Origin of the sequence: Alloprevotella rava (assembly GCF_014195585.1) — a bacterium.
GTDB lineage: Bacteria > Bacteroidota > Bacteroidia > Bacteroidales > Bacteroidaceae > Alloprevotella > Alloprevotella rava.
In genome coordinates, this window is record NZ_JACICA010000002.1 from 342,963 (window position 1) to 355,784 (window position 12,822).

Here is a 12,822-nt window from a genome sequence, read left to right on the forward strand (position 1 = left end):
TGTTCGCTAATAAGTATAGAAGAATAATCAATAAATCGGAATGAAAATAGAAACAGCACTGGTCGCTGCCGTGCAGAAAGCGGTTGAAACGCTCTACGGGCAGCAGATCGACGAGAAGCAAGTACAGCTGCAAAAAACTAAGAAAGAGTTCGAAGGCCATCTGACCCTCGTGGTGTTCCCCTTCGTACGCCTGGCGCGCAAGAAGCCAGAGGAAGTGGCACAGGAAATAGGCGAACAGTTGCAGCAAACCGACATAGTGGCGAGTTTCAACGTAGTGAAAGGCTTCTTGAACCTCGTCATCGCGCCCAAAGCTTGGATAGAGCTCTTGGCCGATATTGACGCGGCCGACAAGTACGGCTTCGTGCCCGTTACAGACCAGAGCCCGTTGATGATGATAGAGTATTCCTCGCCCAATACCAACAAACCGCTCCACTTGGGCCACGTGCGCAACAACCTCTTAGGTTGGTCGCTGGCTCAGCTTGAGGAAGCCAACGGTAACCGCGTTGTGAAGACCAACATCGTTAACGACCGCGGCATCCACATTTGCAAATCCATGCTCGCATGGGTGAAATATGGCAACGGAGAAACTCCCGAGACCAGCGGAAAGAAGGGTGACCACCTCATTGGCGACTACTACGTGGCTTTCGATAAGCACTATCGCGAAGAGGTCAAAGAACTGCAAGCACGCTATATGGCGGAGGGCCTGAACGAAGAAGAGGCCAAAGCAAAGGCCGAACAAGAAGCTCCGCTCATCAAGGAAGCTCACGAAATGCTCGTGAAATGGGAACAGGGCGATGCGGAAGTACGCGCGCTTTGGGAGAAGATGAACAGCTGGGTGTATGCCGGATTCGATGAAACCTATAAGGCACTTGGCGTTAGCTTTGATAAAATCTACTACGAAAGTAATACCTACCTCGTTGGCCGCAAGAAGGTGGAAGAAGGCTTGGAGAAAAACCTCTTCATCCGCAAGGCGGACAACTCCGTTTGGGCAGATCTCACGGCAGAGGGACTGGATCAGAAACTATTGCTTCGTTCTGACGGTACGTCCGTTTATATGACCCAAGACATTGGTACTGCTGAGATGCGTTTCAACGATTATCCCATCGACAAGATGGTTTACGTTGTTGGCAACGAGCAGAACTACCACTTCCAAGTCTTGAGTATCCTGCTCGACAAACTGGGCTTCGAATGGGGCAAGAGTCTTGTTCATTTCTCCTATGGTATGGTCGAGCTGCCCAATGGTAAGATGAAGAGCCGCGAGGGAACTGTTGTTGACGCCGACGACTTAATCGCTGAAATGAAGCGTCAGGCTCGTCAGACCATTGATGCTGCCGGCAAGTTTGGCGAACGTACTGAAGAAGAGAAAGACGAAGTGGCTCGCATTGTAGGCCTCGGCGCGCTGAAATACTTCCTCCTAAAAGTTGACGCCCGCAAGAACATGCTCTTCAATCCAGCAGAGAGCATCGACTTCAATGGTAATACCGGCCCATTCATTCAATATACCTACGCCCGCATCCGTTCCATCCTTCGCAAGGCCGAAGCTGAGCAGATGCAGGTTTCGTGCAACTTTGCCGCTACGCCTGAAATCTCTACGAAGGAAGAAGCCGTTGTTCAGCATCTTAGCGACTTTGCCAGCGTAGTGCGCCAGGCCGGCGAGGAATATGCCCCTAATGCGATTGCTAACTACTGCTACGAATTGGCAAAAGAGTACAACCAGTTCTACCACGACTATAAAGTGCTGGGCGAAACAGATGAAAACAAGCGTCAGTTCCGTCTGGTTTTGAGTCGCAACGTTGCCAAGGTACTTCGCTTAGGTATGGGCCTGCTCGGCATTGAGATGCCAGAGCGCATGTAAAACCTTTTGACAAGCAGAGTTGTGGCAAAGGAGAAATACTATGTAGTTTGGCAAGGACGCAAACCAGGCATCTATGAATCGTGGGCAGACTGCCGCGAACAGGTGCATGGGGCTGAAGGAGCCCGCTACAAGAGTTTTCCAACACGAGCCGAGGCGCAGGCAGCGTATGAAGCCGGTGCACCCGCCCGTCCGCAACGGAAAAAGACCACAACAGTTGCAAAGACCCGCTCCGTTAGCGCGTTGCCCGACAACCCGCCCGAAGATCGCCACGACACCGTACTGAATCTCCCGCCCGAGGTGACGGCCAACGCGCTGGCAGTGGATGCTGCCTGCTCCGGTAATCCTGGCAAGATGGAGTATAGAGGTGTCGATCTGGCCACGGGACAAGAGGTCTTTCATTTCGGACCTGTTTGGGGGACGAACAATATCGGCGAATTTCTCGCCATAGTCCACGGATTGGCGTGGCTAAAGCAGCGAGGCGAAAAGAAGACTATCTACAGCGACAGCCGTAATGCGCTGCTCTGGGTGCGCGCGAAAAAATGTAAGACAACCTTGGCGCGGACAGCTCGAACCGAGGAACTCTACCAAATCATAGCACGCGCTGAGAAATGGCTGGCAGAAAATCGTCGCAATGTGCCGCTAAAAAAATGGGAGACCTCCAAATGGGGAGAGATACCTGCCGACTTCGGTCGGAAATAACTGATGGGCTCAGCAGCAGGTGCCGCCTGGCCGTGCGAGTGAGCTTGATAACAAACGCTACAATCAACCAATGAAAGAATTTTTCGAGGTTCTGCGACGCTATGTTGCTCCTTATAAAGGCTACCTTTTAGGTTCCCTTCTGTTCAATATTCTCTCTGCCGTGCTCAACGTTTTTTCGTTTGTCACGCTTATGCCGATGCTCAAGATTCTCTTTCGTATCGACACGCAGACCTATGCTTTCATGGCGTGGGATGCAGCTGACAAAAGTTTCAAGGATGTGCTCGTCAACAATATGTACTACTACACGCAGACGTGGATGGGAGAATTTGGCGCAAGTACTACGCTGCTGTTCCTCGGCCTATTCCTCATCACGGCTACATTGCTGAAAACGAGCACCTACTTTGCTTCGGCGGCCATTATGGTACCGATGCGCACGGGCATCGTTAGAGACATTCGCAATTCGGTGTATCACAAAATCACGGAATTGCCGCTCTCGTTCTTCAGTGAAGAGCGCAAAGGCGACATCATCGCCCGCATGTCCGGTGATGTGAACGAGATAGAAAACAGTATCACGGGTTCGCTCGAGATGCTCGTAAAGAATCCAATTCTTATCCTCTGTTATCTCGGCGTGTTGGTGTACACCAGTTGGCAGCTCACTCTGTTCACCGTTCTGGTGCTTCCGCTCCTGATTTGGGCGATGAGTACCATAGGGCGCAAGCTAAAAGCGAAATCGCTCGCTGCACAAAACAAATGGAGCGAGACAATGGCGCAGCTCGAGGAAACCTTGGGCGGAATGCGCATCGTGAAGGCATTTACTGCTGAACAGAAAATGCGGAATCGTTTCGAGAACGTTACAGATGATTACCGCCGCCTAACAAATAAAGTGAGCATCCGTCAGGCCAGCGCGCACCCCGTGAGCGAATTTTTGGGAACTGTACTCATCGTCATCGTTCTCTGGTATGGCGGCACGCTCATCCTTGATGGAGAAAACCCGCCCATTGATGCGCCGCAGTTTATCTTTTATATGGTGATACTCTACAGTATCATACAGCCGCTCAAAGACTTCTCGAAAGCCAGCTACAATATCCCAAAGGGCATGGCAAGCGTTGAACGCGTCAACAAGATACTCAACGCGGAAAATACCATCGTGGAAGCTCCTGCTCCGAAAGAGGTGAAGAAGCTCGAAAAGGAGATACTCTTCCGCAACGTAAGTTTCTCCTACAACGGGCGGCAGCAAGTGCTCCAGGACATTAACCTGCATGTGGGCAAAGGCCGCACGGTGGCACTTGTGGGCCAGAGCGGTTCGGGCAAGAGTACACTTGTTGATCTCTTGCCGCGCTATCACGACGTGACAGGTGGGGAAATCCTCATCGACGGAATAAATGTGAAGGATTTCCGCCTTAAAGGTCTTCGCGGACTTATTGGTAATGTCAATCAGGACGCTATTCTTTTCAACGATTCTTTCTTCAACAATATCGCCTTCGGAGTAGAGAACGCAACGATGGAACAGGTGGTGGAAGCCGCCAAGATTGCAAATGCTCACGACTTTATTATGGAGAGCGAGCAGGGCTACGATACCAACGTGGGCGACCGCGGCTGCCGTCTGTCGGGCGGTCAGCGTCAGCGCATCAGTATAGCCCGTGCAATTTTGAAAAACCCAGACATACTCATCCTCGACGAGGCTACGTCTGCGCTCGACACAGAGTCGGAGCGTCTCGTGCAGGAGGCGTTGGAGCGCCTGATGAAGACGCGCACCACCATCGCTATTGCGCACCGCCTTTCAACAATCAAAAACGCCGACGAGATTTGTGTGCTCTACGAAGGAAAGATTGTGGAGCGCGGCACACACGACGAACTCATCGCTCTGAACGGCTACTACAAGCGCCTCAATGATATGCAGCAGCTTTAGTGGGAGGCGCAGCAGCATTGGTGGGAGATAATGAACGGCAAATGCCAAGAAATCTCCGGCAAGTGTGGCAGGACTGACCCTTCCGACTGTTTTGAGAAAAGTTAAGACAAAGAAAATGACAGATACAAAAGAGAAAATACTCATCACAGGGGCGAGCGGCTTCATCGGAAGCTTTCTCGTGGCGGGCGGCCTTGAACTGGGATTCGATGTGTGGGCAGCTGTCCGCAAATCCAGTTCGCGCCGCTATTTGCAAGACCCGCGCATCCATTTCCTCGAACTGGATTTCGATGACGACGACCTACTTGCTGCGCAGCTTGAGAAACATGTTGCCGAACACGGGGCTTTTGCTCATGTGCTTCATGCAGCTGGTGCCACGAAAGCCCGTAGTGAGGCCGATTTTATCCGAGCAAATGCTGAAGGCACGGCACGTCTCGCTCGACAGCTCCTGCAGACCAAAGCACTTCCCGCTTCCACAGGTCGTTTTGTCTTTTTCTCCAGTCTCTCTGTTTATGGTCCTGTTCGCGAGGAGGACAACCGCCCCATTTTGGAAAGTGATGAGCAAATGCCCGATACGGCTTATGGTCGGTCGAAGCAACAAGCCGAGCAAGAGCTGGCTCATATCCCCGATTTGAACTATATCATCCTTCGTCCCACGGGAGTTTACGGTCCGCGCGAAAAGGATTATTTCCTGATGGCCAAATCTATCATTCAGCGCGTCGACTTTTCTGTTGGCTACAAGCCGCAGACCATTACCTTTATATATGTCCGCGACCTTGTAGAAGCCGCCTATCTCGCGCTAAGTCATGGAGAAAGCGGCCGCGCATACTTCCTTACTGACGGACACAATTATAGTAGCCGTGATTTTAGTAACTTGCTCCAAAAAGAGTTGAATATCCGCGGCGTACTACATATAAAAGCACCCATCTGGTTCTTAAAGCTGGTGTGCTTTATCAACGGCGGACTGGCGAGCCTCTTTGGCAAAACCACCACGCTCAATATGGACAAATTCAACATCCTAAAGCAGCGCAACTGGCAGTGTGACATACGCCCCGCCGAACAAGAGTTAGGTTATCGTCCGCAGTATCCGTTGGAGCGCGGCGTAAAGGAAACTGTGAATTGGTATATACAAAACGGCTGGCTCTAAAGCCCTCACCATAAGCAAAGCCCTCGGGCTGAACAATAAAACAAATGAATCGGATAGCAATACCGAGAAAATCAGAAGCAGAAGGCTTCCGTCTGTTGCCCATCGAATGGGCCACTATTCTATATGCGCTCTTCACCACAGCGCTCTTATTCTTATTTTGGAAAAATATGCACGCGCCCGGCTTTCTCCTTGCTGAGCGCATCGCCGTGTTAGGAGGTGTTGCTGCCTTTGCCAGTCTCAATCGTTTGCTACCTTTGAAGAGCACACGATTGCTCCGTACGCTGTTCTCCCTCAGCTTACTTGCCTACTGGTATCCGGACACTTACGAATTTTGCCAGGTCTTTCCTAATCTCGACCACGTCTTTGCCCATGCTGATTTGATGCTGTTCGGCTGTCAGCCCAGTTTGGCCTTCAGTGCAGCATATCCCTCATGTTTCTCCAGCGAACTATTCCACATGGGCTATTTCAGTTACTATCCCATGATAGCAGTAACTTGCCTATTGCCTTTCTTTGTGAAAGGAAAGAGCGAAGAGTCGCGTTTGGCAACGTATGAGCACATCAGCTTCATCGTGATGGCCGGATTCTATCTTTACTATGTTGTATTCTTGTTTTTGCCCGTAGCTGGTCCTCAGTTCTACTTTCAGGCCATTGGTTTCGACAATGCTTCCAATGGCTATCTCCCAGCTTTGGGCGACTACTTCCGCTATCATACCGAGCTCCACAAATCGGGCGAAATCAGCGGCCTATTCCAATGGCTCGTAGAGTTCACGCAGGGAGCTGGAGAACGCCCCACCGCCGCATTCCCCAGTTCGCACGTCGGAATGAGTACGATAATGATGATCCTCATCTTTAAGCAGCGGCGCGTTGTGGCCTATTATTTTTTGCCTTTCTACCTTCTGCTCTGCGCCTCCACTGTATATATCCAGGCACATTATTTAGTTGATGTCATCGGCGGCTTAGTAACCGCTGTGCTCTTCTATTATATCTGCGAGAAAGTGTATAAGAAAGCGATGAGGCAATAAAGCCCTCTCCGGCGAGTAGGGCTTTTCCCTTTCTCCCAAAGGCTGTGTCATTCAATATCTCAAATCTCCTAACTACCAAACCAATATGAAAAAAATCCTTACCTTAACCTTTGGCTTGCTGTCTGCAGTGGCTTTCGCCCAGAAGAACGGCGCCATCACAGAAAGTATGCTGCAACAAATCAAGCAGCAGAACCCATCAACCGCCACCGACCGCGCGCTGCGCAACGCTTTGGCAGCTAATGGTATCAACGACCTGACAAAGCGTGCCGACAAGGCAGCTGTTGACGGCAACTTCACTTATCGCGTTCCCTCCAATGGAGTGACCGATCAGCAATCCAGTGGTCGTTGCTGGCTCTTCACCGGACTCAACGTGATGCGTGCTCGCATGATTAAGGACTACAAGCTCGGAGAGTTCACTCTCTCCCATTCGTTTCTCTCTTTCTATGATCAGTTGGAGAAATCAAACCTCTTCTTGCAGTGTGTCATCGACTACGCCAAGGAACCGATAGACTCCCGCCAGAATACCTGGCTCTTCGAGCATCCTTTGTCCGATGGCGGCACGTTCTGTGGCGTACAAGATCTCGTGATGAAGTATGGCATTGTTCCGGCCGAAGTATTCCCCGAGAGCTACAATGCTAACAACACATCGAAGATGGCAGAAATCATTTCCTTGAAGCTTCGCCAGTACGGACTCGAACTGCGCGACATGGTCAGCAAAGGAAAGAGCGCTACCGATTTGCAGAAGCGCAAAACAACGATGCTGGGCGAAGTGTACCACATCCTGCAAATCTGCCTCGGCACACCCGTTGAAAAGTTCGTTTGGACCCTCCGAACGGCCGACGGAAAAGCTGTCAGCACGGGCGAGTACACACCCAAACAGTTCTATCAAGAATTTGTGGGTAAGGATCTCAAGAACGATTACGTGATGCTTATGAACGACCCGACGCGTCCTTACTACAAACTTTACGCAGTCGACCTCGACCGCCATACATACGACGGCCGCAACTGGACATATATCAACCTGCCGATGAACGAGATTAAGGCGATGGCCGTGAAGTCCCTCAAGGATACCACCATGATGTATATGTCCTGCGACGTAGGTAAGTTCCTCGACAAAAAGACGGGTGTTCTTGACATCGAGAATTATGACTACGCTTCGCTCTTCAATACCACCTTCCCCATGAATAAGGCTGAGCGCATCCAGACCCATGCTTCTGCTTCCAGCCACGCCATGACGCTCATGGCCGTAGGGCTCGACGCAACAGGCAAGACCACAAAATGGATGGTAGAAAACAGCTGGGGCCCAGCGTATGGTCACAAAGGACACCTTATCATGACCGACAAATGGTTGGATGAATACCTGTTCCGCTTGGTAGTGGACAAAAAATACGTCGACGCAAAGACGCTGGACATCCTCAACCAGAAACCAACGCTTCTTCCTGCTTGGGATCCTCTCTTTCAGGCAGAACAGTAAGCATACATCCTTTGCGGCTTTGGTCGCTTATATATATAATGAGTGGCAAGTGAGAACTTGTCACTCAATTTTATAAAGTTCATGCAAAATCCAGAACTGGAGCGCGCTCGGCAGATAGTGGAATGGACAGGTACGAACCTGTTTCTCACGGGCAAAGCTGGAACAGGGAAAACTACCTTCCTGCGGCAGCTTCGCGAGCGCAATCCCAAGCGCATGGTGATACTCGCACCCACAGGAGTTGCCGCTATCAACGCCGGCGGCTCAACCATCCATTCGTTTTTTCAGTTCGACTTCGGCCCTTACCTGCCCGGACGGACGAAGATGGAGTATAAGTTGCGCAAGGACAAGATGAAACTCATTCGCAGCCTTGACCTCATCGTCATTGATGAGATATCTATGGTTCGGGGCGATATGATGGATCGCATCGATGAGCTATTGCGCCACTATCGCACTCCCTTCCAACCATTCGGCGGTGTACAACTGCTGCTCATTGGCGACCTCCAGCAGTTGGCTCCCGTAGTGAAAGACGACGAATGGGAACTGCTGCGCTCCGATTATCCTACACCTTATTTTTTCAGTAGCCGAGCTCTCAACGAGAGCGGTTATGCCACCATCGAACTGCACCATGTTTATCGTCAGAGTGACCCACATTTTGTAGAGCTCCTCAATCGTGTGCGCAGCAATACGGCAGATGCTGAAGTGCTCCGCCAGTTCAACGAACGCTATGTGCCCGATTTCGAACCGCCCGAGGAAGCTGGCTATGTGCGCCTTGTGACCCACAACCAGCAGGCCCGAGAATACAACGCCCAGGAACTGGAGCGTCTTTCCACACAAGAGTATGTGTTCGAGGCCTGCGTGGAGGGCGTTTTTCCCGAATCTTCTTTCCCTACCGACGAAGAGCTTGTGCTCAAACAAGGCGCGCAGGTGATGTTTGTTAAAAACGATGTGAAGCACCGCTACTTCAACGGAATGCTCGGCACGGTGGAGCAACTCACGGACAAGCACATAGTGGTTTGTCCGTTCGATAATGATGAGCGCATCGAAGTGGACATCGACGCTTGGGAGAATACGCGCTACGAGATGAATCCGCGTACGAAGGAGGTGGAAGAACGCATTGTGGGAATGTTCAAGCAGTATCCGCTCAAACTCGCATGGGCCATCACCGTCCACAAGAGCCAGGGGCTCACCTTCGAACATGCTATCATCGATGTACACGCTGCTTTTGCCGCCGGACAAACTTATGTGGCACTGAGCCGCTGCAAGTCGCTCGAAGGAATGGTGCTCAGTGCGCCCATTCCTCCGCGGGCTATCATCACCGATGCCAATGTAGATCGCTACCACCGCGAACTGCCTGCGCGCACCCCCGACGAATCTGGCATCCGCCAATTGCAGCGCATCCATTTCGTCAACCTTATTGCCTCTCTCTTCGACTTTCGCAGCATCGAGCATCTCCTGGCTCTCTTTCTGCGCCATCTGGAAGAGCATTTCTACAAGGAGTATCCCGCCACACTGGAGCGTTTTCGCAAAGAACAGCTGGCTCTGAATCACACGCTCTTCCCCGTTGCCCATCGCTTTCATATTCAGTATGAGCAGCTGGTGGCTGCCTCCGACGACTATACCAACGATCCGCTTTTGCAAGAGCGCATATCGAAGGGCGCCACCTATTTCCGCACACAGTTGGGTCCGCTCCAAACGTTGTTGGCAGATACAGATTTGGCTTCCAAGAACAAAGAAGTGCTCCGCCGCTATATGGATCTTGACGCTGAACTCAATGAGGCCATCCGCCAGCGCAAAGCCCTTTTCGATTATGTCCTGCGAAATGGTTTCCACATGGCTGACTATCAGCGGGCGCACGCACTGATCATGGCAGGCGAGAAGCCGAGGAAAAAAGAGGAGCATACAGAACAGTAAGGAAGCACCATTCGTGCTCCCCGATAAGGAGGAGAATGGAAAGCCCACGAATGTTCACGAAAGGAGCGAATATTCACGAAATTGAATAACTCTTTTCGATGGATTGGACAAGCCAGACCCATTCGACACCCATTGCTGATTCGTGCTCATTCGCTCCTTTCGTGCTCTTTCGTGGGCTAAAATTATCAACAGATTTCTTACTTTTCCCCTCCAGCGAACGCTTCGAAATTGAATACGGAAGGGAGAGAGCGAACAATCCCATTCTCCTGCGCACGGATTTCCTTATTGCGTCAGCCAGCACAATAAGGTTGTCGGTTGACAGGATAAAGAAGCCAGCTGACACAATAAGGAAACTGACAGACGGAGCAGGGGCTGCTGACGACCAAAAATGGCTGTTTTCTTCTGAAAAGAGTAGAAAAAACAGACTTTCTCCGATTTTTGGTGGATTTTCTCTCACTGATTTTTTGAGAAAACCACTTTCCCCAACGAAAAAAGCTGTACAAAAATTCTCTTTACTTAAATGCGTTTGTTAATAAAAGCGTACGTTTTTACTGCGATGGTAATCCTTTTTTCAAGCAGAAAAAGGCTGCTGGAGAATAAGGGAAAACTGCGGAAGAAGCGCCTTATCCTATCCTGCCGCCCAAGCATAAGCGTAGCTTTTTTCCCTAAATAAGCAGAAAGGTAGAGCCTTTTTTGTATTTTTGTAGGCCTTTTCCAGATTTTGTGAAAATAAACAAAGGGAGAGATACACTAAAATAGAAAAATATTACGTTCTTTAGGGTAACAGACACTACAGTCTCTGGCAAGCCTTCAGGCCGTCCTGACAACCATTATGCTCAAGATATCCATCATCACAACAGTCTATAACAACGGTAGCACTATCGAGGACACCATCAAAAGTGTTCTCGCGCAGGACTATCCCAATATAGAGCACGTTATTGTGGATGGTGGGAGCACGGACAATACTTCGGCCGTCATCGAGAAATATCGTGACCAGATAGGGCAGTATGTTTCCGAACCCGACAAAGGGCCTTACGACGGCATGAACAAAGGCGTGCGTATGGCCACGGGAGATGTCGTGGGAATCCTCAATTCCGACGATTTCTTCACAGCTCCTAATATTGTGAGTCAGCTGGCTGCAGCTTTCGAGGAGTATGACTGCGACGCCGTTTACGGAGATGTTCACTACGTTCGCCCAGAGAATCTGAAGAAAATCATACGCTACTATTCTTCGCGTTATTTTCGCCCGTCGTGGATGCGACTTGGTTTCATGCCCGCGCATCCCTCTTTCTACTGCAAACGCTCTGTTTATCTGCAACACGGACTTTTCGACACTTCCTATAAGGTGGCAGCAGATTTTGAGCAACTGCTCCGTTTGATTTATATACACCGCATCAAAACCCACTACTTACCGCTGGACTGCGTGACTATGCGTATCGGCGGTTTGTCGAGTTCGGGTGTGCCCAGTCACCTACAGATTTTCAAGGACCACAAGCGCGCCCTGAAGAACAACGGAGTGAGAAGCAACAGTTTCCTACTGGCGTTGCGCTATATCTATAAGATAGGAGAATTACTGGTTAGCAAAATTCGCTATTGATACACACGGCAGAGCGGAGCAGGGAGAAGAAAAAACACCTCCTGCATGTCGCGCTACCTCGCTGCCGCAAATTTCACAACGAATCAAAGATTTTTGATTATGAAACAAAAGATAATGGTTTCGGAAATAGATATTATCGGAATGCTGCAAAAGGTGCTCCGTCGTTGGAAGCTCCTCTGTATCTATATGCTGGTGGGAGCCGTTGTCGGAGTTGTTGTGGCTCTGAACACGCCTAAGTGGTTCAAGGCCAACGTAGTGTTAGCACCCGAGCTCATCAGTGGCAGCATGGGTCTCTCAGAGAGCTTGAGCGACATGGCCTCTTCCTTCGGTCTCGACCTGGGAGGAAAGGGCAAGCAGAGTATGGATGCCATTTATCCGCAGATATATCCCGACCTCTTTGCCTCTACTGATTTTATCATCCCTTTATTCAGCGTGAACGTAGTGACCAAGGACGGACAGAAGAAGACATACTTGGACCATCTCGTGCAAGACCTCAAAATACCTTTCTGGCAGAAACCCAAACTCTGGGTACTGACAGCTGTCAAGAAACTAAAGGAAAGAAACGCTGCACCAGGCACAACGGGCATCGGAAAGATGAATCCCTTCCGCCTGACAGAGGACGAGGAGCAGATAGTGGACATGGTGCGCGGCTCTATAGGGTGTCAGATTGACAAGAAGACCAACGTCATCAACATCAGTATCGCCGACCCCGATCCACAAGTAGCTGCCATCATGGTTGATACTCTCCAGGTGCGCCTGCAAGCCTATATCACTCAGTATCGTACGAAGAAAGCGCGCGCCGACGAACGTTACTACACGAAGCTGCAACAAGAGAGTAAGGAAGCTTATCTAAAGGCACAAAAAGCTTATGCCGATTTTGCCGACTCCAATCAAGATGCCATATTGGCCTCGGTGCGTTCGCAAGAAGATGAGTTGGAAAACGAAATGCAACTCAAGTTCAATGTCTACAGCCAAATTCAGACACAGGTGCAACAAGCTCGCGCAAAAGTGCAAGAGCAAACGCCAGCTTTCACCATTATCGAGAAAGCCACTGTGCCCAACAAGCCGAGCAGCACACCACGGTCGATGATCTTGCTCTTATTTGTAGTGTTGAGTGCCTGCCTCCACGTTGTTTGGGTGCTTATAATTTCTCCAGCTCGGCAAAAGAAGTGCACACAGGTTGTAGGACTTGACGAAGAATAGTTGGGCAT

General features: G+C 50.4%; 10 protein-coding genes. All 10 read left to right on the forward strand.

Translation table 11 applies throughout. The annotated features are described in order from the left end of the window. Positions 1-40: 40 nt before the first annotated feature. On the forward strand, positions 41-1,855 hold the full coding sequence (gene argS, locus FHS60_RS03330) for an arginine--tRNA ligase (RefSeq protein WP_183694974.1): 1,815 nt from the start codon (positions 41-43) through the stop codon (positions 1,853-1,855). A gap of 21 nt (positions 1,856-1,876) precedes the next feature. Continuing rightward, positions 1,877-2,554: a ribonuclease H1 domain-containing protein gene (locus FHS60_RS03335; RefSeq protein ID WP_183695146.1), complete on the forward strand. Its 678-nt coding sequence runs from the start codon at positions 1,877-1,879 to the stop codon at positions 2,552-2,554. 70 nt (positions 2,555-2,624) lie between these two features. Next, on the forward strand, positions 2,625-4,463 hold the full coding sequence (locus tag FHS60_RS03340; protein ID WP_183694977.1) for an ABC transporter ATP-binding protein: 1,839 nt from the start codon (positions 2,625-2,627) through the stop codon (positions 4,461-4,463). Positions 4,464-4,578: 115 nt separating this feature from the next. Further along, positions 4,579-5,607, forward strand: coding sequence for an NAD-dependent epimerase/dehydratase family protein (locus tag FHS60_RS03345; RefSeq protein WP_183694981.1), 1,029 nt, complete (start codon positions 4,579-4,581; stop codon positions 5,605-5,607). A 44-nt stretch (positions 5,608-5,651) separates the two neighbouring features. Next, on the forward strand, positions 5,652-6,629 hold the full coding sequence (locus FHS60_RS03350) for a phosphatase PAP2 family protein (protein ID WP_221189630.1): 978 nt from the start codon (positions 5,652-5,654) through the stop codon (positions 6,627-6,629). Between the two features lie 85 nt (positions 6,630-6,714). Beyond that, positions 6,715-8,103, forward strand: a complete 1,389-nt coding sequence (locus FHS60_RS03355) for a C1 family peptidase (RefSeq protein WP_183694984.1) — start codon at positions 6,715-6,717, stop codon at positions 8,101-8,103. An 81-nt stretch (positions 8,104-8,184) separates the two neighbouring features. Beyond that, on the forward strand, positions 8,185-10,014 hold the full coding sequence (locus FHS60_RS03360) for an ATP-dependent DNA helicase (protein ID WP_183694987.1): 1,830 nt from the start codon (positions 8,185-8,187) through the stop codon (positions 10,012-10,014). 98 nt (positions 10,015-10,112) lie between these two features. Further along, positions 10,113-10,547: a hypothetical protein gene (locus FHS60_RS03365; RefSeq protein WP_183694989.1), complete on the forward strand. Its 435-nt coding sequence runs from the start codon at positions 10,113-10,115 to the stop codon at positions 10,545-10,547. A gap of 299 nt (positions 10,548-10,846) precedes the next feature. Next, positions 10,847-11,611: a glycosyltransferase family 2 protein gene (locus FHS60_RS03370; RefSeq protein WP_183694992.1), complete on the forward strand. Its 765-nt coding sequence runs from the start codon at positions 10,847-10,849 to the stop codon at positions 11,609-11,611. A gap of 99 nt (positions 11,612-11,710) precedes the next feature. After that, positions 11,711-12,814 (forward strand): chain-length determining protein, encoded by a 1,104-nt coding sequence (locus FHS60_RS03375; protein ID WP_040597952.1) that lies wholly within the window; start codon positions 11,711-11,713, stop codon positions 12,812-12,814. Positions 12,815-12,822 lie beyond the last annotated feature (8 nt).

Coding starts and splice junctions, on each gene's coding strand:
- FHS60_RS03360 (WP_183694987.1), top strand. CDS start 8,185: ATGCAAAATCCAGAACTGGAGCGCGCTCGGCAGATAGTGGAATGGACA.
- FHS60_RS03365 (WP_183694989.1), top strand. CDS start 10,113: ATGGATTGGACAAGCCAGACCCATTCGACACCCATTGCTGATTCGTGC.
- FHS60_RS03350 (WP_221189630.1), top strand. CDS start 5,652: ATGAATCGGATAGCAATACCGAGAAAATCAGAAGCAGAAGGCTTCCGT.
- FHS60_RS03355 (WP_183694984.1), top strand. CDS start 6,715: ATGAAAAAAATCCTTACCTTAACCTTTGGCTTGCTGTCTGCAGTGGCT.
- FHS60_RS03375 (WP_040597952.1), top strand. CDS start 11,711: ATGAAACAAAAGATAATGGTTTCGGAAATAGATATTATCGGAATGCTG.
- FHS60_RS03340 (WP_183694977.1), top strand. CDS start 2,625: ATGAAAGAATTTTTCGAGGTTCTGCGACGCTATGTTGCTCCTTATAAA.
- FHS60_RS03345 (WP_183694981.1), top strand. CDS start 4,579: ATGACAGATACAAAAGAGAAAATACTCATCACAGGGGCGAGCGGCTTC.
- FHS60_RS03370 (WP_183694992.1), top strand. CDS start 10,847: ATGCTCAAGATATCCATCATCACAACAGTCTATAACAACGGTAGCACT.
- argS (WP_183694974.1), top strand. CDS start 41: ATGAAAATAGAAACAGCACTGGTCGCTGCCGTGCAGAAAGCGGTTGAA.